This window comes from Pseudomonas sp. LBUM1673 (genome assembly GCF_059695645.1).
Genome location: NZ_CP166780.1, coordinates 355,997 through 381,040 on the forward strand (window position 1 = coordinate 355,997; position 25,044 = coordinate 381,040).

Consider the following 25,044-nt stretch of genomic DNA (forward strand, 5'->3'; position numbering starts at 1 on the left):
ACCATGAAAATTCAAAATGGCGCGCCAGCGTCAACGGGATCGGCTTGTCCAAAAAAAGCCACCGAGCTTTGGTTTGTCACTCACCCGAAGGTGCCCAAGGCGTTGCTGGGGCCGTTCTTGACCGAGGCCGACGCCGAGTGTGGACGCGTAGTTATGCGTAGTACTGGCGCCCAAGTGACGGCCTGCCTGGTTGATTCAATCGACGACATTACCCACTGGCACGGCGTGAACAACGGCCAGGTCTGCCGGGCCTTTGCTGGCGCTGATCGCCGGGAGGTACGCCGTGGGTAACGTAACTCCGCTCAAGCGCAAGGGTAGCGGCGTGCCGCCCACCACGGGCGCACACATCGACAGCGCCAGCTATGTGCTGCTGGTGGAAACCCTGATTGGTTTCCTGGAGCTGCGCATCGCAGAGGGCGACCAAGGCCGTCACTGCGATGAACTGGAGCGCCTGACCCAGAAACTGGAGAGCTTGGCCAAGCGGTTCACCCCGCCGAAGGGGGCCGCATGACTGACGCCGCGATTCTATTCCGCGATGCGCTCCAAGCCGTATATGGCCCGCTCGACTGGCTGCCCGTTCCCGACAGCACCATTCACCGGTTCCGCGTCCCGGATGACAAGTCCGACACCCTCAACGGCTGGTATGTGCTGTACCTGGACGGTATCGCCTCTGGCGCGTTCGGCAGTTGGAAATCCGGCGGCGCCAGCACCTGGTGTAGTCGTGAGCCGGTTGACGCCCGCGAAGCCGCGCAGATCCGGGAGCGAGTTGATCAGGCCCGGCGCCAACGCGAGGCCGAGCAACACCGGCGCCAGCAGCAGGCCGCCGAGAAGGCCAACCACTGGTGGCGCAATGCGCGCCGCGCCGCGCCAGACCACCCATACCTCGCAGCCAAAGGAGTTCGCTCCCACGGCTTGCGCCAGCGCGGCGCTGATCTGCTGATCCCGCTGTACCTGGAAGGGCGCTTGGTCAACCTACAACGAATTGCTCCCGACGGCGCCAAGCGCTTCTTGCCCGGTGGCCGCGTGAAAGGCACCTATTCGCCGCTGGGCATCATTGAGCCCGGTTCTGTGCTTTGCATCTGCGAGGGGTGGGCGACGGCCGCCAGCCTCCACCAGCACGGCGGCTACGTCGTTGCTGCCGCCATGAACGCAGGCAACCTGATCCCGGCGGCGATGGGCCTTCGCTCCCGCTACCCAGGCCAACCCATTGTTATCGCCGGCGACGACGACCGGCTCACCGACGGCAACCCGGGACGCATAGCGGCGAACGCCGCGGCGGCGGCAGTAGGCGGGCAGGTGGCTTTTCCTGAATGGCCAGAAGGCGCACCCAATCACCTCACCGACTTCAACGACCTCGCCAACTGGAAGCTCGCCAATGTCCAAGCCTGACACTAACGTGATCAACCTTCGGCCAGATGCCGCGACCATTGCGCCTGATCGTCCCTGCTGGTCGGTGTACGAGCACTGGGTGACCAATGAGAAAGGCCGCAAACTGCGCCCGGGTGTCTACTGGCACAGCTTCAAGCGCGCCGCCGCTGACCAGGATGACGCCGAGGGCGATACCGGTGATCGGCCTATCACTGATGAGTGGATCTCCAGCCCCGTCACGGTCGTGGCCCGTACCACCAACAGCGATGATGGCAGCGAGGGGCGGTTGCTGCGTCTGGTCACTGAAGGCGGCATCAAGGAATGGATCATCGCTATGGAGGTGTTCGGCGGCAGCGGAGAGGATGCCCGGCGCGCCCTATTCGGCATGGGCGTCATTATCGCGCTCAAGAAACGCGGCACCTTCATGGAGTACCTGCTCGACCAGCATCCTGCAGAAGTGTTTGCCACCACCAGCCGGCCAGGTTGGCATGAGTCGGGCGCGTTCGTGCTGCCTGGGCGGACGATCGGCAGCGCCAATGTGCGGTACCAGGCCAGCAACAAGGCTCAGGTGCTTTTCAGTCGGCGCGGTGAGCTGGCGCTGTGGCAGTCGGAGGTGGCAGCCAAGTGCGCGGGCAATCCGGTACTAACACTGGCGATCGGCTGCTCGCTGGCCGGCCCATTGCTGAGTTTGGTTGGCGTGCTGGGTGGCGGTGTTCACTTGGTGGGCGACAGCTCGAGCGGCAAGTCGCTGGCGCAACTGATCGGGTCGTCGGTGTGGGGCGACCCGGGCGTGTTCGCTGCCAGTTGGGACATGACCAAGGGCGGGCTTGAGATCGAAGCGTCGAGCCGTAATGACACCATCCTTCCACTGGACGAGATCAAGCGCGCCGACCCCAAACGGGTACAGGAAATGGCCTACTCCCTCGCCAACGGCCAAGGCAAAGGCACCATGACCCGCGAGCGTGAAGGCCGCGCCAAATTGAGCTGGCGCCTGCTGACGCTCTCCAGCGGCGAGCGCTCGCTCTCCGAACACGCCGCCATTTCCGGCAATGCCGCCCACGCTGGCGCCGAGCTGCGCATGGTCGACGTGAACGCCGGCACCCGCACACACCGGGCCTTCGATGAGTTGCACGGGCTTGAGGGAGCGGACTTCCACCGGCAGCTCACCGTGGCGGTCGGCGCCCACCATGGCCACCTGGGGCCAGCGTTCGTGGAGTGCCTTGTCGCCGCCGACGATAAGCCCGGCCTGCTCAGTGACTTTGACGGCATCCGCGCCCAGTTCGTCGAGGACAACGCCCAGGCCGGGCGCGTAGCCGACCGGTTCGCCGTCATCGCGCTCGCGGGCGAGATGGCCATCGCCTACGGCCTGCTGCCTTGGGAGCCGGGTACCGCCCTCGCCGACTGTCGTTTGCTCTATGGCGAATGGCTCTCCCGTGTGGGCGGCGGTAACGCAGAAGACCGCCAGATCCTGGCCGGCATCATCGACTTTATCGACAAACACGGCAGCAGCCGGTTCTCCGACGTGGATGCCTCAGAGGTGGACGCCAAGGTGTTCAACCGCGCCGGCTATTGGGAGCTGGTGGCCGGCAAGCGGCTCTACCTGTTTAACAAGTCGGCGCTCATTGAGGCCGCTCACGGGTTCGGCCTTACCCGTGTGGTCAAGGCGCTTGAGGTGGGTGGAGCCCTGGCCAAACGCGACACCGACCGAGATAGCCGTAAAACCAAAAAGTACCGCATCCCCGCCGGCGGTTCAGCGCGCCTGTACGTCATCGATCCCGAAGCCATGGACAGCGAAGGGGGCAGCGCATGACCACCAATGCCACCAATGCCACCAAGTACGAATGCCCGTGTTCACAGGAACCTATAAACGTGGGGAACAGGGGGAACGGGGGAACAGCCGGTAAAACCGTGGCCTGTAGCCGTTCCCCCTTATTGAAGGTATGGGGAACAGGGGGAACACAAACATGTTTTTGAATATAAGCGTGTCCGCGTTTACGAGCATTTGGTTATCACCGTTCCCCACAAAAAAACGTGGGGAACAGAAACCCCCTCTGAAAGCCCCAGAAACATTGGCTGTTCCCACTGTTCCCCCGTTCCCCCGATTTTTTTCTAGAGACACATATGGGCAATGGAGCAATCAGAGTGAGGTGACGGTATGAGCCTCCTCTCTCCGTTGCTCGATCAGATGCCGCCAGCCGTTACCGGTACCGACTCGCCAAAAGTGGATAGTCGGCCTCGCCCGCGCCTGGTGTTGGCCAGCCCCGTCGATCGCGCTCCTCAGTTCAGCGCCAGCCCACACGCAAGCGCCGCCACCGCCACACCGGAGTGGCGACAGGCCCGTGACCGATACCTCAACCACATCATGGTTTGTCGGAGCTGCTGCGCGCCCACCGGCCGCCATTGCACGGCTGGCGCTCACCTGCGCGCCAGCTACGACAACACACCTATGGAGGCTCGCCCATGAGCACCAGTCTCGTTATTGCCTTGCTGGACATTGCCAGGAAGCCTGGCGCCAGCATGAGCACCAGCTTGATCACCACTCGGCGGATCTGCCGCATCTTCGGGGAGCGGGTTGATTCGATCCGCGGAGAGCGCCGGGCCATGCGCCGCAAGGCCAGCAAGTTGCGCCACTACCTCCCCTTCACTGCCGCCAAGATTTACGAGATCCAGCAGCAAGCCACCGAACACCGCCGCACCGAGTGGGAAGACCTGCGCACGGTACTCGCCGCATTCGGGCGATCGCTGGTGCTGGACACCGAGGGACTGGCCAACGGCCTGGGGTTTGATCGTCTGTGCGATCTGCTCGCGATCAACACCGTGGAGCAGGAGACGGCGCGCAAGGAGGGCTTGGCCAGCCTGGCCGACCTGGTGTTTGCCTATGCGCTCGAAGAAAGCGCCGCCCGCCGAGGCCAGGAATGGAACGACGCCCCACTGTTCAACGCCTGCCAACTCGCGACCGCGAACTTCATCAGGGAATGCCCGGAGCACCTGCTGCCCGATCCGTTCGCGCCTGGCGCGCCGTTCGGCCCGAAGCTCCCGCCCATCTTGAGCATCGTCGGAACGTAGACGCCCCATTACGCGACACGTTTTGCGAATAACGAAAACGTGTCGCGACATTGAGCAACACCACCGGGCATCAGCCCATCAGTGGCGCCACGGCGCCGAAGGAGAGACGCATGTCCCACCACATACGCTTCGCGGAAGTGTGCAAGACCACTGATTTCATCAGTGACACCAGGACGATCGGCGGTTACGTCGTTTGGAATGTTCAGCATTTACGCGACGGTGAAAAGGTCGAGATCGAGGGGCCTTTCTTCACCGAGGAAGAGGCAAGGATCTCCGCCGAATTGATGCGCGTCGAGTACCGCGGCGCCCGGGCCTATCAATCGACTCACTGTTCGGCCTGGAATCCCGACGTGAACCGAGAGATCGCGATCCGAAACGACGCGATGGCCGCACGCATGATCCTCGCCGGTCAACTCGGCATGGAAATCCCCAAACACAGCGCCCAGGGCGCTCAGGAGTAAGACATGGCAATGGCAGTGAACTACGGCACCAAAACACGGATTCTGCTCGGCGGGTCGGCTGCGAAGCTGTTCGGGCGGGAGCACATCTACGAGCTTTCAACCGGTGATGCGCGCGAGGCTGTGAAGGCTATCGACGTCAACCACCCTGGATTTGTGAAATATCTCGCGGACGCCAAGAGCAAGGGCCTCGAGTTCGCGGTTTTCCGGAACCGGAAGAACATCGGCGAGAAGGAGTTGAAACTGGGCGGTGCCCAAGAGCTGCGCATCGTCCCGGTGATCGCCGGCAGTAAGCGGGCAGGCCTGCTACAAACGATCCTCGGTGTAGCTCTGATTGTGCTGAGCCCGTTCACGAATGGGGCGACGCTGGCGCCAGGAATCGCGCTCGCGGCCGGTGGTGTCATCCAGATGCTCAGCCCCCAAGCCTCAGGCCTCAAGCAAAGCGCCTCCCCCGAAAACCTGCCGAGTTATGCATTCGGCTCGGCCAAAAACACCACGACCAGCGGCAACCCGGTACCGATCTGCATCGGCGAGCGCCGGTGGGGCGGAATGATCATCTCGGCCTCGATCTACGCCGAAGACAAAACATAGTTGTAGGTGATGTACATTCACGGCTCACATCTGAGGACGAACCACATGAACAGGATTTTTCTCACGCTACTTGCTGCCGGCGCCGCTGGTTTTCTGAGCGGATGCTCCAGCACTCCTGTCGATCCGGGATCAGCCAAAAAAGTGCCGTCGGATAGGACGTTCGCCTATCAAGCCGACGTGCCAGGAGGTGCAAGGCTGTTGATCAGTCGCGATAACGGGTTTTGGGCGTCCGGCGGATGCTACGCAACGATTCTTGTGGACGGCAGGAAGGCGGCTCGAATCGACACGGGCGAGATGGTGAGCTTCAAACTCAAGCCGGGTCGTCACATCATCGGCATAGCAGGCGATGACGACGGCAACGGTGTATGCGCTCTGCAGATCGGCCAGCCAGTGAAGGAGACTTCAACCGATCTGAGCGTGGGAGATGAGCAAAAATTCAGGGTGTCCGGTACCCAAAACGGAACGGATATTCGCCCTAGCTCACTTTGAACAAAAATGGAGCGACTGGCGGCCGCATGAATGATCCGCCTTCCAACGCTCATGATCGAACTGCGCGGAACCCACCAGGCTTTCCCCACAGCCTGGTGGCCTGCTATCCAATTTAAGCAAACACCTCGGAGAGTGGCAGCAGATGGCAGTGAACCGTCACTGCTGCCAACCCTACGATCGGAAATATGCGCTCAATAACTTGAACACACGTTCCGATCGGGAATGATTTCGCCAGCAATTTGATTCTGAGCACACACTGCAACATCCACTCCGAATGGAAGCGGCACATGTACGATCTCGCCGTAGGCGACATCGATTGTCTTCGAGATCACATGGTTGGCTTGCAATGCCTGCACATCAGAAGGTACCTCCAACTTGAGCTGCTGACCGTTAGAGTCAAGTGAGTAGCTACGACCCACCCGGTAATTCAGATTGATCGCCACTGTTGCGCCGGTTGCGCTCGACGAGATGATTTCAGCGTTACCGTCAACGACGCCAATACCCAACGAGCAGCTTGTATTAAATTGGTTGCAAGCACGCACATCCATGGGTGGATAGCTGAGCTGGGTGGCCCCTCCCTCACGGACATCTAAACGTCCTCCCACGCCATGCGCGTGCTTACCGAACAGATCCGGCCCGTACGCGGAAACAGTGACAACTGCCGCATCCCTCGCGACAGACTTCCCTCCAGCACAACCAGCAACCAGTGCGAAGGCAAAAAACGCAGCGAATCGGAAACCCATCTGCATGTAGCGAAATCCTTGAAATTGATTGGTTACGCCTCCCTGAATGTTCGGCGCCAAGAGGTAACATATCGAGTCAGCGGAGAGAATGCATTCCAACTGCGTGTCATTTGTGAGGGCAGGAAAAGCGACGCTTAGCTGGATGGTTGCCGCCGATTTCTATACTTTCGAACCGTTCGTAATGAGTCGAAAGTCGCCATTATCTACTCATGCATCCTTGGTTAGAGGTCTCTCTGGCACGGACACCCTGAGTGGTGACCACCACCAATGAACGCTCTGGTAACCACCAAAAGTAACCACCCCGCCTGGTTACCATCCATCAAAGGGATCTCCATCGGAGCCTTCCCGGTGCTGCACAGCCTTAGTAATTATTAACAGGCTGGCACCATGCCCGCTGTCGGCACCAGCCCTTGCATCCAGGTAAACGTCCTAACAAGAACCGAACCATTGCTTGCGCAGTGCAAGGAAGCAGGCAATCACTACACTCGACCATCTAACGCAAAGCATTCGGAGGTTTCTGTGTTTATTTTTGAGATTGTCGTCCCTGGCACCTGGCTGGATTACGAAGATCACGACTGGTCATGGAAAATCGACGGGCTGCTAAGAAATCTTCAGTCCCAGTTCTTCGAAGCGAATTTAGCCCTGAACCTGTTTGCGCAATCCAGGCAAGAAAGAACCATATCTCTTGGCCCGAACAAATGGGATCAAGATTCTCAGCTACGTCGCGAAATTCAGCAGTCAGTAGAGCAAGAAAAGGGAGGCATGACTAACCATACCAATTGGGAAGAAGTACATTTTGAAGTCGATGTCCGTTTTAAGAGAGAGCAGTGGGCTAGAGGCAAGATACCTAGGGAATTCGATCATAATGTCGTGTTTCTCTATGCGAGAGCGTTTCTGTACGCCCTCGATGGGTTCGACAAATTCCTAGGGGTTCTGTCGAAGACCGAAAATACTCCAGTCGTGGTAACAGAGCTGCATAAAAAAATGGCTACGGAGTTTCCAAACCTCCGCGGGGTTCGAAACTCAGCACAGCACCTAGAGGATCGAGCGCGTTTTTTAGGCCAAGGTGGTAAGCCATTGGACCTGAAGCCTGTTGATCATGGCGGGGTGAATGCCCCCGGAGGGGCGCTGATACTCAATAACCTAAATGGATCAAAATATGGGTCAACTATGGCCGATGGTCATTATGGCGAAGTCGATGTCTCGCCAGAGTCTATGAGCTCCCTTCAAAGCCTACTCTCAGAAGCACTGAATGCATTTAACTGGACGGGGCCTAAGCAACATGCGCCAAGTGCCTAGAGCAGGTCGTTATCCACTCCGGTATCCACGGTTTGAGGTTGATCCAAGCACCGACATCTAGGGGGTGACCATGTACGTGACCACCACCGGTGACCGCTTTCCCTTGGTCACAAACCAATGTGCGCTAGCAATTCAGGGCAACTTCATTTTTGTGCTGAAATCCACAATGGCGCCGCCGATACCCAAAGTCTTCACGTATCGTCCTTTCAGATTTCGACCCTCCTTACCAAAAACTGCTTGAACGCTATCTGGCTGGACCGCCGACATTCCAGCGCTCACTTCAATGGTGTAAAGACCTGGCGGCAAAGCAAACTCTCCCTCGGAAAACTTCCCCGCTGAAAATTTTCCGCTCTCAACCTTCGCCTCAGACTGGGCAAAGAATTCCCCACCTACGGAGTGAAGACCGACTATCAGCTCAGTATCATCCGGCAAGTTGGTTAGACCGATGATGGTTGGCTTTTCGTTTCCATCAGACGTCACACTCATCGTTACATTCAGGGCGAATGCGTTGGATGATAGAAACGCTAGAAGACATGTTGCAATCGTGACTTTCAAGCCCATAAATGCTCCGTGCATTCGACTCGTGCGCGCCGGCGAAACTGCCCCGCGATCCTGCTTCTAATGGAACATAGAACAATCCGCCTTGCTACTGACGGTCAGGAGCTTTGAGGGCAAGAAAAGGCGAAAACTTCAGTTTTCAAAACTACACCATGGAAGGCACCAAGTTCCGGCCGGCGTGTTTCGCACAGTCTTTCGCGCACGTCCATCGCGCACCTGGTCAATGCGCGAAGCCCTCCCTCGGCAAGGTTTCACGCACCCTTTACGCAGTGTCTTCACGCACCTGGAGTGCGCAAACGTTCCGTGGGAGCGAGCTGTGTGCCGATGGTACGCAGCCAGGTACGCACGATTGGTACGCATTGGCGGGGGGGGCGTACCGGCGAAGTTCGCACCGAGGTTCGCACGTCCGGTTCGCCCCCTCCAACGCGATGCTGGCGCGAACCAGTCTGACGGCTACCGGCGAAACATCAGATACAAAGGTTTCCAGGCGCGAGGTTTCCATGATGGTTTCCACCAGAAGCAGGTGTTTTGACTAACAATCTGGAGTTTTGCAGAGTAAACGCGCGAGATTGTGTAACCAGTCCCAGATCATTAAGCGAAACAAATTCCCGGCTGCCGACTGATTCACTCAGTCGAACGGAAGGGTTATGTCGATTCTTTATGGCGCTGGACGTGCGTGGGTGCCCAGGGAGTGCTATAGCTAACGCAAATAGCATGCGCCGTTAGCCGGGGAGATCGATACCGTTGGGCTGAACCTGTGGGCAGACCTATTGACTAACCTGTAGGTCGGCTGATAATTCGCGACCATTTGTATGCTGGACCACCCCCAAGGAATGGGGAAGAGAGGTAATAAGTGATTTTCAGTGAACAGAAAGTAGCGCAGATCGCGGCTTTCTTCTTGGCTCGCGCCGAAGGTTCGCTGCCAAATCTGAAGCTCATCAAGCTGATGTACTTGGCTGATAGAGAGTCGATGAATAGGTTTGACGTTCCAATGTCAGAGGATCGAGCAGTTTCGATGCCTCATGGGCCCGTTTTATCTGCGACCCTAGATTTAATCAAAGGTAAGCGCGGATCGGCTGAGTGGAGCTCATGGATTTCTCCGCCGTCTGATAACGAAGTGAAATTGGCTAGAGAACTACAAAACTTCGACGACCTTGATGAACTGAGCCGGTCGGACTTTTCGGTACTGGATTCCGTTTGGCATCAATTTGGGCACATGAGCAAATACCAGCTTCGGGACTACACTCATAAGCACATCCCCGAATGGCACGACCCGCACGGCACCTCGGTAGATATTGATCCGAAATCTACCTTCATAGCCCTCGGCGTGGCTGAAGATCTTGCTGAAAGCAAAGCACAGGATCTCCGTGAGCGGCGGGCCCTTGGTAGGAAAATATCTGAGTTCAGTTGATGCCAGGGACAATATTTCAGAAAGGAACTTTGTTGATCCCTACTGGCGGGGCTGATCACTTACATATAGTGATTAATGACCCAGTTTATTGCCCGTTTCAGGGCGATAATGTTGTATTGCTGGTGAACATATCCTCAGTTCATCCGGGCAAATACACAGACACTACATGCATACTTTTGCCTGGCTCACACCGGTTCGTTAGACATGACAGCTGGGTCGTTTACCGTGAAGCGGTGATAAAAAAAGTGGACGCCCTCGAGACTGGGGTAGCACAAAATCAGATCAGAACTCACGATCCGTTCCTCACCGGCGAGTACCTACGTATTCGAGAGGGCTTTGACAATTCCCCCGACGTCAAAATAAAGATCGCTCGATTCCTTAAGCAGCACCGCCTGTAACGCTTTAGCTTCGTCTCCCCTCCTACATCCCCATCAATAAAGCAGGTCATCTCTTCAGCGTTTCACTTTTGACCACACTTTGACGGAATGTGAGACAGGCATGAGACGAAACCGGCGCCGGGGGGGCGTCTAAGGCTTATCCCATGCGGTGGCCGTCAAACAGACGCCTCTCTTGACGTCTCATACCCCCGACAGACCCCAGACGGATTCTGGACCTCCCCATAGAATGGATTCCGAGAGCCGAGATGCCGGTGCTACGCTACCTCGACACACGGAGAGTCACCATGACGGATGCCAAATTGATCGCCAGTCTGTTCGATCGCCTGAATCAGAACCAACTTGCCCTGGGCGCGGCGGTTGAAGAACTTTCCAACTGGATTGAGCAGCGCGGATCGGCAGACATCGCCAGCAACGTGCGCGGCGCGCTCGAAACGCTCGACGAGAACCTAGTGTTCATTCGCCAGGGCATTGCTGAACTGACCGTCGCCGGCAGTCTGGGCAAGGCGTGACGAGCCTCAAGATTCTGGACAGGCATTGGACGGTCGACGCGGCGACAGGATATCCGACTCTGCCCAAGAGCCACGGCCAGCATGGGTGACGGCAGATCGGGCAGCAGACTGGATAGCCGCCACGTCCAGAAAATGGGAACTCCTATAACGGTGACTTGTGAGGCTGGCGAGTCATGAATACACCAGGGAAAGCGAACTCGAATCCCTGACCATCCTTGACGGAGCCTTGACGAAATTTTTGACAGGTCTTGACAGATTCTAGACGGATTTGCGCCTGCCAATGCTGTGGGAGCGAGCTGAGATCCACGGAATATAAGGGTTACAAGCGCCCAAGATCGTCAGAGCACCACCAGCGGCGTCTAAAATTTTCGGCGCGCTCGTCAAGACCCCGTCAAGGGGAAAACTGATGAGGGTCGACTGGCACGGATGCTTTGCTCAGCCGGTCGACTACTACCTTGGCTGATTTTTATGCGTGCCCTTCGGCAGCCGATGTCGGCGACATGAAGTGGCGCACAATCAGATCAGTAGTGGGCACTTCCTTAAACCCCAATTGCTTTAGCAAGCTCATCATACTTTTCGACTCGGGTAGACAACGAACCAACATCCGTCGACTTCCCAACGTCAGTTGTGAAACCAACTCACGGACAGCAAAGCGCGCCAACCCGCGACCACGCCACTGCGGATCAATGACCAGTACATTCAGATCCATCACGTTAGCATCGGGAGTAGCCATAAGTACCAGATAGCCAACTGGAACAACATCAACCGTGATTGCAATGAGCGATACACGAACCGGCTTTTCTTTAGCTAAGGTCTCAATCTGAGATCGCAATTCGACTAGATATCCCTCAATTTCCTTAGAGGTACTTAACCCAAAAAAATGAGCATTAGCAGCCTCGAATTGCAGCAGGCCACCAAGGGCTTTTAGATCCTCTGCTCGACCAGCGCGAAGATCAATGCAAGGCTCAGCCTGCTTAAACAAACGTTGAAGTAACTTCATGGCCATCCCTGTTTCTGAAAGTAAATATCTCGCAGGCCAAAGCGTATGTGAGCACTTCTTAAGGCCTTCAGGCGCACAGGCGATCGCCGTTACCTAAGAATCGCGCGAGTTGAGAAGACTAGTCGAGCACCGACTGAAAATCCCGGCCGGCAGCGAGGCCGGCAAAGTGCCGCACCACCGTCCGCCTATCCGGACTGCATCGATTAGTCTCAAGCGTACGACACGTTTTGCGCAATGAGAAAACGTGTCGCGACACCTGTCCTAACGAAATGAGAGGCCAGGTCATCCTAGCGACCGCTTTAGCCTCGAACGACGATTTGCGAAAACAAACCCCATGAAAGAGCATCGAATGGCGCGCGTGTGGAAACACCCAATGAATGACCACTACCCTGATCCAGGGTGGTGCTGGCGCGAGGTGTAGATTGGTTTGAAATGGCTTTTGGTGCGCATGACTGACGAGTTGGAATTATCAGTCTCTTAAAGAAACGGGGAACGAACGGGGAAAATTTCTGCTTTCGGAAGCCTAAAACGAAAAAGGCCCACCGCGAGGTGAACCTAAGTCGTTGTTCTATATGGTGCCGGCACCAGGAGTCGAACCCGGGACCTACTGATTACAAGTCAGTTGCTCTACCAACTGAGCTATACCGGCGTGTTAGGGCGACGATTATAGCGATTGGGTTGGTTCTGTAAACCCCTGAATTCAGACTATTTTTGCACAGGCTTTCGGTCAGACGCGAAGCAGTACTTTCTTGAGTTTCTGGAGGGTGCGCCAGGCTCGGCTGTTTTGCAGGGCGCGTAGTTGGGCTTCGGCGTGTTCGGCGCGTTGCAGGGCGGCGGCGAGGTGGTTTTCGGCGTCGGTGACGGGGTGGCTGAATTTGTGGCCGCGGCAGAACTGGAAGTCGTCCAGGTTGCACGGCGGGATGTCGAAGGCGGGTTTGAGGGCCAGGTGTTCTTCGGCGAGGTAATAGGTGTTGATGCCGTCGAACAGGATGGACTGGTAGCCGGCGTCGGTGACGAGGGTTTCCCAGGTCTGGTCGCGCTCCCATGGGGTTTCGATGAGGATGATCCACGGCCGCCATTGAGTGAAGTCCATTCCCTGCAGGACGCTTTCTTCGTGTCCTTCGACGTCGATTTTCAGAAAATGGATGGGGCGGTTCCGGGCGTGTTGTTCGCAGATTGAGGCCAGGGTGCGGGATTTGACGGTTTGGCTGCGCACGTCCAGACCGGCGTTTTTGTGTTGCTGGGCCAGGACTGGGTCGAGAGTCGACAGGCCGGTGCCGGCGATGCCGTAGAAGGTCAGGTCGTCGGCGCTTTCACCGGCCACGCATTGCAGGTTGATGTCGTTGGGGCGTTGCTGGCACAGGGCGTGGTAGTAGTTCGGCATGGGCTCGACGTTGATGCCAGTCCAGCCGCGATCGTAAAAGGCTTTGGTGACGGAGTCCTGAGCGGGGTCGTTGGCCCCGATGTCGATATAAAAGCCGTTTTTGACGTTTTTAAGGGTGCGCCACAGGCGGATGTCTTCGAAATTCTGTGCGTAAGAGATGAACGTCACGGTCGCATCCTGTCGGTCAGATTTTTCTTGTTCATGGCCGCACTGTCGCGCCCTTGCATGCGTGTATAGCAAGGGGTGTTGCAAGGTGCAATTTTCTGCTGTGGGTGTCCGGTATTCGGCGGTTATGTCATTTTGATTAAATGCTTATGCACAATGGTCTAGGGGCGATTGTCTGTTCATTACGATTTTGTAGACTCGTTCTCATTTGTCCGCAAATCCCTGTTTTGCGGGTTTTTTATTTGTGTGAACAAAAAATGACCAGCAGTGTTTGAGGCGTAAAACAGCGTGGATATTGGATCCACGATAATTCCATCAACAGAGTTATCCACAGGTCGTCACTGTTTAAGGGCGTTCTGCCAGGAGCAGGAAATTACGCGGCGTGAGTGGGGTTTCACAGAAGGTGCCGAGGCGGACGGCGTAACCCTGTTCGGTGAGAAAAAGTGCCCGATCGAGTACCAGCCACAGCTCCAGAGGGCGTCGGAAAAGGCCGCGCAGCAGCTCCAGGTTGCGCACTTCGGCCAGTCGCTGCCCCCCGGCGGCTTCCAGCGCGGCCCAATCTGGCGCGCCGACTGTGGATAAGTCCTTGAGCGCCGCCAGATCCTGGCAGTAATCGACGAAGGGCTTGTCCAGCCAGGCGCTGGGCAGGGAAGGGGTCGGCAGATATTCGTCGACGCCGCGCAGTTGCCGTTGCAGCAGGTCGAACGCCAGGCGCCGGGCCATGGAGGTATCGCGCTGGCGTCGGACGCGAGCGCCAGCGGTGACGGTTTCGCTCATCGGCAGCGCAAGATCATCGAGGGAGAGGTGTAGGTCGGAGCGCTCAGCCGCACAGGAAAGCGGCTGATAGGTGTTCAGGCTGATCCGGTTGTAGCAGCACGGTGCGATGGCCAGTTGTTTACAACCGGCGGCGCTGGCGAGCTGGATCAGTCGCACATGCAGATCACCGCAGGCGTGCAGCGCGACCGGCGTGTGATTGGCGTTCAATAAAGCGGCTGCGCCAGGCGCGAGTACATCCTGCTCGACATGCAGTGCATGCAATTGATGACGCTGGCTGAGTGCCTGGCCGCTGGCGACCAGTGCCGGGTCGTATTCCAGGCAAGTCAGTTGTTGCCCGGTTTGCAGCAGGCGTCGCCCCAAATGGCCTTTGCCCGAACACCAATCCAGCCAATGTGTCGGCGCATGAGCAAACTGCAGACGACCGGCGAACGCTTCAATCTGCTGCCACTTGCGCCCCGGTACATCCACATTCAACCGATGGCCCGCCGCTTCTAGCGCATGCGTCGGCAATTCAGCCACCGCGCTCAGCTCAAGAGACATCGCCGCCAATGAAGCAAACGGCTCTGGCGCATCGAGCAAACACGGTTGGTTATGACTGTTTTCCGCATCCTCCAGTGACCGCCCGCGTAGCCATTGAGCCACTTCCGGGTAGGACGCTTCCCAAGGCAATTGCAGATGAGTAAACGGCCGAGGTTTCCACAGTGTCTGATGCTCGATCAGAAAAGCATCCAGCGCAGCGAAACGGGCGAGTAGGGCCTCGCCCGTCAGCACGCAGGCATTAACGGCCCTGGCAGGCATCGACGCGCAGCCAGCGCTCCAGCAGCTTGAAGCCGCGAACCAGTACGTAAGCCATCAGCAGATAGAACATGCCTGCTGCGAAGAAAATCTCCACTGGCAGGTAGGTGCGGGCAATGATGGTGCGGGCCATGCCGGTCAGTTCCAGCAGGGTCACAGTGCTGGCCAGTGCGCTGGCCTTGAGCATCAGGATCACTTCGTTGCTATAGGCCGGCAGGCCGATGCGCGCAGCACGCGGCAGCATGATATAGAACAGCGCTTTGGCCCGGGACATGCCCAGCGCCCGCGCCGCTTCGATCTCACCCGGTGGAATCGCCTGGATCGCGCCGCGCAGGATCTCGGCGATGTAGGCCGCGGTGTGCAGGGTCATGGTCGCGGTGGCGCACCAGAACGGATTGCGCAGGTACGGCCACATCGAGCTGTTACGCACCGCGTCGAACTGCGCCAGGCCGTAGTAGACCAGGAACAGTTGAACCAGCAACGGCGTGCCGCGGAAAAAGAAGATGTAGCCGTAGGGGAATGCCCGTACGTACCAGAGGCGCGACGAGCGAGCGATGCCCAGCGGAATCGCCAGCAGCAACCCGGCAATCACGGCGATGGCCACCAGTTCCAGGGTCAGGGTCGCGCCCTGAGCCAGTTTCGGCAGCCACTTGATGATGACTTCCCAGTTCATTGGGTGCTCCTCGCGAAGCCGCGAGCGGCGCGTCGTTCCATGAAGTGCATGCCGGTCATGGCCAGAATGGTCAGGCCCAGGTACATGAAGGCTGCCACCATATAGAAGGTGAACGGTTGCTTGGACACGCTCACGCCAATTTGTGCGTGACGCATGATTTCTTCCAGGCCGATGACCGACACCAGTGCAGTGTCTTTCATCAGGATCATGAACAGGTTGCCCAGGCCCGGCAGGGCGATGCGCCACATCTGCGGCATGATCAACCGGGTGAAAATGCGGAATTTCGACAAACCCAAGGCCACGCCGGCTTCACGGTGACCTTTGGGGATCGCCAGAATCGCACCGCGAAATACTTCCGTGGCGTAGGCGCCGAAGCACAGGCCCAGCGCAATCACGCCGGCGGCGAAGGCGTTGAGTTCGAGCTCGGGGTTGCCGAAGAACTCGCCCAGGGCACGCATCAGGTTGACCGTGCCGAAGTAGATCAATAGCACCCAGAGCAATTCCGGGATGCCGCGAACCAGCGTTGAATAAGTACCGCCAAGCCATTGCAACGGCTTGTACGGGGAAGTCTTGGCCAAGGCGCCGAGCAGACCGAGCACCAGCCCCAGGCACAAGGCCGAGAGTGCCAGTTTCACAGTCATCAGCGCACCAGCGGCGAGCGCCGGGCCGAATCCGTAGAGGTCGATAATCATGGATTTCTTTTCAAATCGCGGCAGGCAATGCCAAGGACTGGCGCCGTCAGCGAGCGGCGCCGGTCAGGCAGGTCAGAATCAATAGATGCTGAACGGGAAGTACTTGTCGTTGATATTTTTGTACGTGCCGTCAGCGACGATTTCTTTCAGCGCGGCGTTCAGCTTCTCGCGGATAGGGTCGTCCTTGCGAACAGCGATACCGATCTTGTCGCTTTCTTCCACCGGGTCGCCCTTGAATTCGTAAGCACGGCCGGCATCGCTTTTCAGCCACTCGTAGTTGACGTACTTGTCGGCCAGGATGCCGTCCAGACGACCCGAAGTCAGGTCCAGGTAGGCGTTTTCCTGAGTGTCGTAGAGTTTGACTTCGACGCCTTCCAGGTTGTCTTCCAACCAGGTACCGGCCAGGGTCGCGCGTTGCGCGCCAATAACCTTGCCTTGCAGCGAAGCCTTGTCGGTTTTGAAGTCGACGTTTTTCGGCGCAATGAACTGCAGTTTGTTGGAGTAGTACGGTTCGGTGAAGTCCACCGCTTGCTTGCGCTCGTCGGTGATCGACATCGAGGAGATCAGGAAGTCGAACTTCTTGGCGTTCAGGGCCGGGATGATGCCGTCCCAGTCGGACGTGACCACGGCGCACTCGACTTTCATCTTGGCGCACAGGGCGTCGCCGATGTCTTTGTCGAAGCCGACGACATTGCCACTGGCATCTTTGTTGTTGAACGGCGGGTAGGCCGCTTCGATGCCCATCTTCAAGGTCTCGGCGGCGGCACCGGCGCTGAAGGCCAGGGTGACGGCAGCGGCCAGGAAGATTTTTTTGTAGTTTTGCATGCGGGTAGCTCCGTTAGCGGTTGCTGGACATGAATTGTTTGCAGCGCGCCGAAAGCGGGTTTTCGAACACCTGCTGTGGCGATCCTTGTTCTTCTACCAGGCCCTGGTGGAGGAACACCACTTCGCTGGACACCTGACGGGCGAAGCCCATTTCATGGGTCACGAGCAGCATGGTGCGGCCTTCTTCGGCCAATGCGCGGATGACATTAAGTACTTCCTGGACCATTTCCGGGTCAAGGGCAGAGGTGGGCTCGTCGAACAGGATTACCTTGGGCTGCATCGCCAGGGTGCGGGCAATGGCCGCGCGTTGCTGTTGGCCGCCGGAGAGTTGCGCCGGGTAGGCGTGACGCTTGTCAGCGATGCCGACCTTGGCCAGCAAGGCTTCGGCGACTTCGATGGCTTCGGCCTTGCTTTGGCCGAGCACGCGACGCGGGGCTTCGATGATGTTGTCGAGCACGCTCATGTGCGGCCAGAGATTAAAGTTTTGAAATACAAAACCGATCTCGCTGCGCAGGCGATTGATCTGTTTGTCATCGGCAGCGACCAGTTCGCCGTTCTTGGCGGCTTTGAGCTTGAGTTCTTCACCGGCCACCAGGATCTGGCCCTGATGCGGGTTTTCCAGCAGGTTGATGCAACGCAGGAACGTGGACTTGCCGGAACCGGAGGAGCCCAGGATCGAGATCACGTCGCCGTCGCGGGCGGTCAGCGAGATGCCTTTGAGCACCTCAAGCTGTCCGTAGCGTTTGTGCAAGTTGCGGATTTCAAGCGCGGGCGTGGCCTCAGCCATGTGCGTTCCTCATAGTGTGTTGCGCTCCTGCTGTTGGCGGCCTTCCTGGCGAGGCGGCCAAGCTAGCATAGCGTTCGAATGGCAGCCAACAGCGCTACGGATGGTAAACGGGTGGCATGTGGGAGGTTGTCGCATCGGCACAGCAGACTGTCGCCCCATCAACAACCGAACAGCCGTTTGAACACGCTTTGACGCGGCTGTCGCGTAAAAAAAGGCGCGATGTTGCCAGCTTTGGCGGGGTGTTGGAAGCGCTAACCGGCCAAACGTTCCTGATCCGCGCTTTTATTGTGCGTGCTTGAATTTTTTGATGTGTTTCCGGCGCGCTGATTCGTTTTTGAAGTGGGTGGCAAGGTAACGCTCTGGCGGAATGCCATTAATCTCAATGACTTGCGATAACCGTTCGATCGGCGTTCAGGCCCCGCATACCGGGCGTATGAAACATTTTGGCGCAATTATTGCGTGCAGAATAAGAAACACCCTGTTGGATTCTTTTTACGAGAAGGAATGTCAGACCGGGCCGACGTCATCGCTTTACTTGCAAAGGTAGTCTTAATGAGTAGTAGCCAAAGCTCCTCCAACGGCCTCGAGCAGGGGCTAAAACCGCGTCATGTGACCATGCTGTCGATCGCCGGGGTGATCGGCGCCGGGCTGTTTGTTGGCTCCGGCCACGCCATTGCCGCTGCAGGCCCGGCCGTGCTGTTGGCCTACGCGGCCGCCGGTGCTCTGGTGGTTCTGGTAATGCGAATGCTCGGCGAGATGGCCGTTGCATCGCCAGACACAGGCTCCTTCTCGACGTACGCCGATCGCGCGATCGGTCACTGGGCCGGTTTCACCATCGGCTGGCTCTACTGGTGGTTCTGGGTTTTGGTCATCCCGCTGGAGGCTAACGCTGCCGCAACCATCCTGCATGCCTGGTTCCCGAACGTGGCGATCTGGGCCTTCACCCTGGTTATCACGTTGCTGCTAACGGTGACCAACCTGTTCAGTGTGAAGAACTACGGCGAGTTCGAGTTCTGGTTCGCCCTGGTCAAAGTCGTAGCGATCATCGGCTTTATCGGCCTTGGCATTCTGGCGATCTTCGGCTTCCTGCCCACCAGCCAGGTCAGCGGTGTGTCGCACCTGTTTGACACTCAGGGCTTCCTGCCAAACGGCATGGGCGCGGTGCTGGGAGCCATTCTGACCACCATGTTTTCCTTCATGGGCACCGAGATCGTGACCATCGCGGCCGCGGAATCGAAGAACCCTGGCCAGCAAATCTCCAAGGCCACCAACTCGGTGATCTGGAGGATTGGCTTGTTCTACCTCGTATCCATCTTCATCGTTGTGGCCCTGGTGCCATGGAACGACCCGATTCTCGCCAGCGTCGGTTCCTACCAGACCGTGCTGGAGCGCATGGGGATCCCGAATGCCAAGCTGATCGTCGATATCGTGGTTCTGGTTGCGGTAACCAGCTGCCTGAACTCGGCGCTCTACACCGCTTCGCGCATGATGTTCTCGTTAGGCAAACGCGGCGATGCGCCGGCCGTTTCCCAGCGCACCAACAAGAGCGGCACACCTTACTGGGCCGTGATGCTGTCGACCGCAGCTGCGTTTCTTGCAGTGTTCGCCAACTACGTGGCCCCGGCCGCTGTATTCGAGTTCCTGCTGGCCAGTTCTGGCGCCATCGCGTTGCTGGTGTACCTAGTGATCGCGATTTCGCAACTGCGTATGCGCAAACAGCGTATGGCTCGCGGTGAAAAAATCGCCTTCAGCATGTGGCTGTTCCCGGGCCTGACCTACGCGGTGATCGTATTCATTGTCGCGGCCCTGACCATCTGCTGTTCCAGGACGCTCATCGCGTGGAAATCCTCGCGACTGGTTTGCTGAGTGTGTTGGTGGTGGCTGCCGGGTTGTTTGTGGCTCGCCGTCGCAAGCTGCAGAAAGTGGGCGCGGTGGTCCTGAACTGATTCGTACCGCGTAACGCAAAACGGCCGCTGTCAGTGATGACAAGCGGCCGTTTTTGTTTTGTCTGTTGTGCCTGGATCTATGGGCCCATTCTTCTGAGCGAAATCGGTAACTATGATGTTTCGTGGTTGGCCATGAAATCGGCACTGACGTCATCACCGTCGAACCAGCTATCCCAAGCTTCTCCTGCGGGTGTGATAACCCGAGCCCTGCCGATGGCGACAACATTGATTTGTTTAACGTTGTCTGGCATCGCCATGGTCTTGGGCAGGTGGATGATCTGACTTCGATTGTTCATGAAAAGGGTGATCTTCTCCATGGGACCTCCTGCATTTTTCTATGACGACGGCCGCTGTCAGCAACAAACGGCCGTTTTTACTTGCGGGATAGCCTTACTCGGCCTTTTCAACAGGCAGGTCCAGCGACTGACGATAACTGTCCAGCGCATCGCCAAAATCGGTGATGAATTGCGGGTCGGTCAGCCAGGCCTGGGCGGCATCGCGGTCCATGCCATCGGCCCACATGCGGTAGTCGATCAGCATATCGGCGGCCAGGTGCGTGGCGGCCATGGCTTCGTTGTCGGCGTTTTCCATGTCCAGCAGTTCTGGATTGTCGCTGATGATCCCGGCGAGGTTCGACAGCAAGGTCAGCAGCATGTCGTTGCGGCTGATGGCTTCGGCGTCACGCATTTTGCTGAACATCGCCAGGGTGTATTCCGGGATCGGCTCGCCGAGTTCGCCCAGGTCATCGTCCAGTGCGGCGGGTTTTCTGCCGTGGATATTGATCTGCTTGGCTTTGATCTTGGCGCGTTTGGCGCGTTTCTGTTGCTTGTTCAGGGATGCCATGGGAACTCAGTTGGTTTTCTGTTGGGTTTGGGTCGCGATGACGTCGGACGCCGCCACGTAATCAGCCTGGAAGGCCGGGGATTCGATCCACGCCAGGGCGCCGGTTTCGTCTGCTTCGGTGGACCATTGGCGGTATTCGATCAGTGCCGCGAGGATGAAGTCCATCGCGCCTTCTTCGCCTTCCTGTTCGTACACCAGTTCCAGCAACGGGTCTTCGAGGAAGGCTGTGCACATCGCTTGCTGGCTGGTTTTTTCGGCGTCGATCATTTTTTTGAACAGTTCGGTCAGGTCTACCGACTCGAAGTCGATGCGATCGTCGTTCGGGTCCAGTTCGACCGGCGCGGCGGCCCGCTGGGTGCGGTTCTGCTTGGCCTTGGCTTTGGCGCGGGAGGCGCGTTTGTTCTGTTTGTTGGCGGAGGCCATGGACGTTGTTCCGTAATTCGTTGGGAGGGCGCATCAATCAACTGCGTGGCACTCGCCACCCGGGGGTATCGGGGGTCAGCTCGCCGGTCTGCAGCCAGGACAATGCAATGGGCCATAGTGTGGCTTGGTATGCGCTGCGAAAAAAGGCGAAATGTCCGACTTCTTCTTCGCCGATGTCTTCGGGGGCGATTCGCAGGTGGGTGTTTGTACTGCCAGTGAAGTAGCCGAGCAGGCGTTCGATGGCCGAAATCGTGCCGTAGGGATCGTCGCTGAGGCTGATGGCCAGGGTTTGGGCGGTGACGTTGGCGAAGGGGAGCTGACCGTTTTTGGCATGGATGGCACGACCGCTGGGGCGTTTCTCGTATCGGGCGGTGGGCATGCTCCAGTCGCGGACTACACCGGCGGGGGTGTCTTCGAGCCAGCCGAGGCGTTTGCCGGGAAAGTAGCCGTAAAGCATGGTCATCAATGGCATCACCACATGCCACTTGCCAAACATTCGCCAGCGATGAGCAGGGGCATAGTCGCGCCAGTAAGCGAACTGAGCACCCACCGTCACCAGCCGTCGAATCACATGCCCGGAGGTTCCCAGCCCGGCCGCGCAACCGCCGAAGCTGTGGCCGACGACATTGATAGGTTGTTGCGCAAACTCGCGTTGCGCCCTTTGCAGCATCGCCTCGAAATCCAGCGCGCCCCAGTCGGACCATGAGGCCTCAAGCCCTTTCAACGACGCGGGGCGCGACTCGCCGATACCGCGGTAGTCATAGGTGATCACGTCGAAGCCGTTGGCGAACAGGTAATCGGCGAAGCGCGAATAGTGTCGGCAACGGACTGAAGTAGCGGCGTTGATGATCACCACCGGACGGGTTGGGTCTTGATTCGTATGCCGCCAGGTGAAGCCGCCAAGGATGAAGCCGTCGGCGGCGGGTTCGTTGAACGGCTCTCCGGCAGCGCTGGAGGGCGACTTTTCGAGTCGAAGCTTTGGAAATTGCGTGAGCAGGATTTGTTGTCTCATTGGTGCTCCGTTGCTAACCGGGCCCATTTAGAGCGAGAAAGTTTGTCTAGAGTTTGTCTAGAGTTTGTCTATGGTATGGCGTCAGTAAAACTTCTGAGAATCCAGCGGCCTTTGTGCAAACTGCCCGATTTTTCAATGCTTTGATCGCGTGTCGACATCGAGTGCAGCAAATTGCGAAATTTGTTCTGCTTTTGTTTTTCGTCTAAAGCATCCGACAGTTTGTCTAGGATGAGCGCGACTAGCTCAACGCGTGATGCTGACCCATATTGCCTCAAATAGTCGAGAATCAGATCTTTGTAGTAGCCATCATTGAAAGCCCGGTTGCGAATATAGTCGCTTTGGTTGCCCGTGCTGCGCGCCACTTGGGCGGCCGCGTAATAATTCGGTTTTCGCCCCTCAATAAGCCCTTGCTTGCGCAGCAAGACCGCGGCATTTTCTGTGATGGGTTGTCTTTTCTGCACCCTGTCCAGCAGCATGACTGTATTCAATGGCAGATCTTGATTTTCCAACAGTAGACGGGTGTAGTTTTCGTCGATCACGTTCCCGTAAATCTCCAGCACAACTTTGTTTTCCTTGGACTTGTTGTAGTCCGGCAGCGGGAAGTATCGGCTACGTTGGGACAGGGTCATGGTGGAAATACCGAAACCCATGGTGTCGATCATGTTCAAGCCGACCATCGCTTGGGTGAGCCAAGGGTTACGGTAGCGGCTTGGCGTATGCTCGCCGCTAAAGTAATCCTCAGGTTCACCCTCATAGAAACCGCCAGCATTTTCGAATACCAATCTGTCGACACGCTCGATGACGATAATGCGTGAGCGCAGCTGATAGTCCTGATGGGCAATGCAGTTGTGCAAGGCTTCCAGGATGACGCGAGTGTCATATTTGCTGACTTCGGTAGCCAGTAATTGGTTTTGTGGAAAAAGCTTGTAGTCAATATTACGTATGCGATGCAGCACCTGAGTCGTCGTCAGCAAAAACGGTAGGCCAAAGTGTTCGTATGCCTGTTCTTCACCTGCGAGTTTCCAGGTGATTTGTGCCAGGGTTGGCAGAAAATGACTGGCTTCTCGTTTGCCCACCAACAACAAAGCGGAGTGCGTGATGCATCCCTGAATAGTCAGCTTCGCTTTGTCCAGAAAAGTCGTCAGATCCCAGGTTTGAATGTCTTCAGCAAATGAAGCATTGCGGTGTTTCTCCGCAAACTTCTGTCGTGCTACGTCGACCGCCTGTTCATCAAGGTCGGCGTGGGTCGCGCCTAATACCGTCTGAGCCGACCAATCCTGTATGTCGATTGGCCCATTCAAAATAGCCTCCAGCCGTTCCTGCCGCATCTCAATCAATACATCGTCCAACCGCTGCCAGGCTTTATCGTGCGCATAAACCGGCAGCCTCGGCCTATGCCTGGGAATATGAAACACCCAGACGGTCTTGCCGGTATCGCTGGTAGTGAAACTTTCGATGCAAAAACCTTCCGAGTTCAGATTGCAGCAACGCCCGAGCAAACGCTGGCGAATGTTTTCAGGTGTGTAGTCATGAAACTGCTGGACTCCGACAATGTGTAGCGAACAATCCTGAACGCCGATCACCAAATGACCTCCGGCCATATTTGCGATGGCGGATAGATAACTCGCAATATCTGCACCTTTGCGTCCAGACACGGCATGAGTAAGATTCTTGAACTCTTTCCATTCGCAGGCGGTGTTTTCCTTGGGGTATTTGCCGCGTAGGTAGTTTTGAAGGGCCAACTCGTTCACCGGATTACCCGGCCACACAACCGCTCTTCAAGTGCCGCCCATTCCCGATCCAGTTCTGCGCGAAGTTCCTCCTCGCTCGGCAGCACCAGTCTGTATGTACTGGCGAAGAGTTGTTCGTTGCCTTGCAGCACTGAGTAGCGCACCACCGATTCATCCTTTTGCGCGCAGAGAATGAGGCCGACGGTGGGGCCATCCTCCGGTCCGCGCTTGAGGTCGTCGTACATGCGCACATACATGTCCATCTGGCCGACATCCTGGTGGGACAGTTCGCCGCGCTTGAGGTCGAAGATGACGAAGCACTTGAGCAGGTAGTTGTAGAACACCAGGTCGATGTAGAAGTCTTTGCTGTCGGTACTGATGCGTTGCTGGCGAGCGATGAAGGCGAAGCCTTTGCCCAGTTCGAGCAGGAAGCCCTGGAGTTGATTGATCAATGCTTGTTCAAGTTCGCTTTCCTGGATCAAGCCCGCATTGGGCAGGCCGAGAAATTCCAGTAGCACGGGGTCCCGGATGAAATCCCGAGGGCTGGCATTCATTTGCTGGATATTGGTGGCGGCCTCCTGCTTGACGGCAGCCCGGTCGCGGCTGGCCAGCAGGCGTTCGTAATAGAGGGTATTGATCTGGCGCTCGAGGGCGCGACTTGACCAGTTCTGCAGGGCAGATTCGTTCATGTACCAGTGGCGAGCGTTGTCGTTGTCGACTCGTAGCAGTCTGCGGTAGTGGGTCCAGCTCAATTCGGAACGCACTGCGTTCCAAATTGGAAAGGTCTGATAAAAGTCCCGCATGTATCGCAGGTTGCGTTCGTCAAAACCTTTCCCAAACTCGGACGTGAGGACTTTCGCCAGCGTTGATAGCAGTTGCTTGCCATAAGCCGCCCGCCGAGCGCCTTCCTGCTCGAACTCCACAATATGCCTCCCGATTTTCCAACAGGTTTGCACCTGAACGGTATCGACCGCTCGCAGCACCTTCTGACGCGCTTCACGGATCAATTCGCCAAGATTGCCGAGCAGTGAAGCTATTTGTGGATCTTGAGTGTTATCGGGTTTGAGGGGGGTCATGACATTTTCCGCGGCTGAAGGAAACA

General features: G+C 57.4%; 27 protein-coding genes, 1 tRNA gene and 1 pseudogene. 13 read left to right on the forward strand and 16 right to left on the reverse strand.

Features of this window, described 5'->3' with window-relative positions:
* The first annotated feature begins 3 nt into the window (after positions 1 to 3).
* The 9 genes from ACA044_RS01615 to ACA044_RS01655 all read left to right on the forward strand — a co-directional run bounded on the left by ACA044_RS01615 (position 4) and on the right by ACA044_RS01655 (position 5,972).
* Complete coding sequence (locus tag ACA044_RS01615; RefSeq protein WP_497444881.1) at positions 4 to 291, forward strand: hypothetical protein; 288 nt, start codon at positions 4 to 6, stop codon at positions 289 to 291.
* The gene (locus ACA044_RS01620; protein WP_497444882.1) at positions 284 to 511 is read left to right on the forward strand and encodes a hypothetical protein; all 228 of its coding nucleotides are present in this window, start codon (positions 284 to 286) and stop codon (positions 509 to 511) included. Before ACA044_RS01615 ends, ACA044_RS01620 begins: the two co-directional genes overlap by 8 nt.
* Complete coding sequence (locus ACA044_RS01625; protein WP_497444883.1) at positions 508 to 1,389, forward strand: toprim domain-containing protein; 882 nt, start codon at positions 508 to 510, stop codon at positions 1,387 to 1,389. The genes ACA044_RS01620 and ACA044_RS01625 overlap by 4 nt, the downstream gene beginning before the upstream one ends.
* Entirely contained in the window at positions 1,376 to 3,178 is a 1,803-nt protein-coding gene (locus ACA044_RS01630) for a DUF927 domain-containing protein (RefSeq protein WP_497444884.1), read from the forward strand. The genes ACA044_RS01625 and ACA044_RS01630 overlap by 14 nt, the downstream gene beginning before the upstream one ends.
* Before the next feature lie 345 nt (positions 3,179 to 3,523).
* Complete coding sequence (locus tag ACA044_RS01635) at positions 3,524 to 3,832, forward strand: hypothetical protein (RefSeq protein ID WP_497444885.1); 309 nt, start codon at positions 3,524 to 3,526, stop codon at positions 3,830 to 3,832.
* Positions 3,829 to 4,434, forward strand: a complete 606-nt coding sequence (locus ACA044_RS01640) for a hypothetical protein (protein ID WP_497444886.1) — start codon at positions 3,829 to 3,831, stop codon at positions 4,432 to 4,434. Before ACA044_RS01635 ends, ACA044_RS01640 begins: the two co-directional genes overlap by 4 nt.
* Positions 4,435 to 4,544: 110 nt before the next feature.
* Positions 4,545 to 4,895: a hypothetical protein gene (locus ACA044_RS01645; protein WP_497444887.1), complete on the forward strand. Its 351-nt coding sequence runs from the start codon at positions 4,545 to 4,547 to the stop codon at positions 4,893 to 4,895.
* Positions 4,896 to 4,898: 3 nt separating this feature from the next.
* Positions 4,899 to 5,483 (forward strand): tail assembly protein, encoded by a 585-nt coding sequence (locus ACA044_RS01650; RefSeq protein WP_497444888.1) that lies wholly within the window; start codon positions 4,899 to 4,901, stop codon positions 5,481 to 5,483.
* A gap of 45 nt (positions 5,484 to 5,528) precedes the next feature.
* The gene (locus ACA044_RS01655; protein ID WP_497444889.1) at positions 5,529 to 5,972 is read left to right on the forward strand and encodes a hypothetical protein; all 444 of its coding nucleotides are present in this window, start codon (positions 5,529 to 5,531) and stop codon (positions 5,970 to 5,972) included.
* A 191-nt stretch (positions 5,973 to 6,163) separates the two neighbouring features.
* Here ACA044_RS01655 and ACA044_RS01660 read toward each other — a convergent pair whose 3' ends face one another.
* Positions 6,164 to 6,721 carry a hypothetical protein gene (locus ACA044_RS01660; protein WP_497444890.1) on the reverse strand — a complete coding sequence of 186 codons (558 nt, stop codon included), beginning with the start codon at positions 6,719 to 6,721 and terminating at the stop codon, positions 6,164 to 6,166.
* Between the two features lie 381 nt (positions 6,722 to 7,102).
* On the opposite strand from ACA044_RS01660, the gene ACA044_RS01665 reads away from it, so the two are divergent.
* Positions 7,103 to 8,014: a hypothetical protein gene (locus tag ACA044_RS01665; RefSeq protein ID WP_497444891.1), complete on the forward strand. Its 912-nt coding sequence runs from the start codon at positions 7,103 to 7,105 to the stop codon at positions 8,012 to 8,014.
* 132 nt (positions 8,015 to 8,146) lie between these two features.
* Here ACA044_RS01665 and ACA044_RS01670 read toward each other — a convergent pair whose 3' ends face one another.
* Positions 8,147 to 8,575, reverse strand: a complete 429-nt coding sequence (locus tag ACA044_RS01670; protein ID WP_497444892.1) for a hypothetical protein — start codon at positions 8,573 to 8,575, stop codon at positions 8,147 to 8,149.
* A gap of 850 nt (positions 8,576 to 9,425) precedes the next feature.
* Between ACA044_RS01670 and ACA044_RS01675 the strand changes: the two genes are divergently transcribed.
* Both ACA044_RS01675 and ACA044_RS01680 read left to right on the forward strand, forming a co-directional pair.
* Positions 9,426 to 9,983: a Panacea domain-containing protein gene (locus ACA044_RS01675; protein ID WP_497444893.1), complete on the forward strand. Its 558-nt coding sequence runs from the start codon at positions 9,426 to 9,428 to the stop codon at positions 9,981 to 9,983.
* 682 nt (positions 9,984 to 10,665) lie between these two features.
* Positions 10,666 to 10,890, forward strand: a complete 225-nt coding sequence (locus tag ACA044_RS01680; RefSeq protein WP_497444894.1) for a hypothetical protein — start codon at positions 10,666 to 10,668, stop codon at positions 10,888 to 10,890.
* A gap of 466 nt (positions 10,891 to 11,356) precedes the next feature.
* Here ACA044_RS01680 and ACA044_RS01685 read toward each other — a convergent pair whose 3' ends face one another.
* From ACA044_RS01685 to ACA044_RS01720, 8 genes are all read right to left on the reverse strand, one after another.
* Complete coding sequence (locus ACA044_RS01685; protein ID WP_497444895.1) at positions 11,357 to 11,890, reverse strand: GNAT family N-acetyltransferase; 534 nt, start codon at positions 11,888 to 11,890, stop codon at positions 11,357 to 11,359.
* 573 nt (positions 11,891 to 12,463) lie between these two features.
* Positions 12,464 to 12,539, reverse strand: a tRNA-Thr gene (locus ACA044_RS01690).
* 78 nt (positions 12,540 to 12,617) lie between these two features.
* Positions 12,618 to 13,442, reverse strand: a complete 825-nt coding sequence (locus ACA044_RS01695; protein ID WP_497444896.1) for an FkbM family methyltransferase — start codon at positions 13,440 to 13,442, stop codon at positions 12,618 to 12,620.
* Between the two features lie 342 nt (positions 13,443 to 13,784).
* Positions 13,785 to 15,014 (reverse strand): methyltransferase, encoded by a 1,230-nt coding sequence (locus ACA044_RS01700; RefSeq protein ID WP_497444897.1) that lies wholly within the window; start codon positions 15,012 to 15,014, stop codon positions 13,785 to 13,787.
* The gene (locus ACA044_RS01705; protein WP_497444898.1) at positions 14,995 to 15,684 is read right to left on the reverse strand and encodes an ABC transporter permease; all 690 of its coding nucleotides are present in this window, start codon (positions 15,682 to 15,684) and stop codon (positions 14,995 to 14,997) included. Before ACA044_RS01705 ends, ACA044_RS01700 begins: the two co-directional genes overlap by 20 nt.
* Positions 15,681 to 16,376, reverse strand: a complete 696-nt coding sequence (locus ACA044_RS01710) for an ABC transporter permease (protein WP_497444899.1) — start codon at positions 16,374 to 16,376, stop codon at positions 15,681 to 15,683. Before ACA044_RS01710 ends, ACA044_RS01705 begins: the two co-directional genes overlap by 4 nt.
* Positions 16,377 to 16,454: 78 nt before the next feature.
* Positions 16,455 to 17,201, reverse strand: a complete 747-nt coding sequence (locus ACA044_RS01715) for an ABC transporter substrate-binding protein (RefSeq protein ID WP_497444900.1) — start codon at positions 17,199 to 17,201, stop codon at positions 16,455 to 16,457.
* A gap of 13 nt (positions 17,202 to 17,214) precedes the next feature.
* Positions 17,215 to 17,988: an ABC transporter ATP-binding protein gene (locus ACA044_RS01720; protein ID WP_497444901.1), complete on the reverse strand. Its 774-nt coding sequence runs from the start codon at positions 17,986 to 17,988 to the stop codon at positions 17,215 to 17,217.
* 552 nt (positions 17,989 to 18,540) lie between these two features.
* Between ACA044_RS01720 and gabP the strand changes: the two are divergent.
* Positions 18,541 to 19,934 (forward strand): annotated as a pseudogene (gene gabP / locus ACA044_RS01725) (GABA permease).
* A 110-nt stretch (positions 19,935 to 20,044) separates the two neighbouring features.
* Here the strand turns inward: gabP and vapB are convergent.
* The 6 genes from vapB to ACA044_RS01755 form a co-directional block, all read right to left on the reverse strand.
* Positions 20,045 to 20,251 carry a type II toxin-antitoxin system VapB family antitoxin gene (gene vapB / locus ACA044_RS01730; RefSeq protein ID WP_497444902.1) on the reverse strand — a complete coding sequence of 69 codons (207 nt, stop codon included), beginning with the start codon at positions 20,249 to 20,251 and terminating at the stop codon, positions 20,045 to 20,047.
* Between the two features lie 73 nt (positions 20,252 to 20,324).
* On the reverse strand, positions 20,325 to 20,777 hold the full coding sequence (locus tag ACA044_RS01735) for a hypothetical protein (protein WP_497444903.1): 453 nt from the start codon (positions 20,775 to 20,777) through the stop codon (positions 20,325 to 20,327).
* A 6-nt stretch (positions 20,778 to 20,783) separates the two neighbouring features.
* Complete coding sequence (locus tag ACA044_RS01740) at positions 20,784 to 21,200, reverse strand: hypothetical protein (protein WP_497444904.1); 417 nt, start codon at positions 21,198 to 21,200, stop codon at positions 20,784 to 20,786.
* Positions 21,201 to 21,237: 37 nt separating this feature from the next.
* A complete protein-coding gene (locus tag ACA044_RS01745; RefSeq protein WP_497444905.1) occupies positions 21,238 to 22,212 on the reverse strand; it encodes an alpha/beta hydrolase family protein in 975 nt (324 codons plus the stop codon).
* A gap of 68 nt (positions 22,213 to 22,280) precedes the next feature.
* On the reverse strand, positions 22,281 to 23,963 hold the full coding sequence (locus ACA044_RS01750) for an RNA/DNA-binding domain-containing protein (RefSeq protein ID WP_497444906.1): 1,683 nt from the start codon (positions 23,961 to 23,963) through the stop codon (positions 22,281 to 22,283).
* Complete coding sequence (locus tag ACA044_RS01755; protein ID WP_497444907.1) at positions 23,960 to 25,018, reverse strand: PDDEXK nuclease domain-containing protein; 1,059 nt, start codon at positions 25,016 to 25,018, stop codon at positions 23,960 to 23,962. Before ACA044_RS01755 ends, ACA044_RS01750 begins: the two co-directional genes overlap by 4 nt.
* Positions 25,019 to 25,044 lie beyond the last annotated feature (26 nt).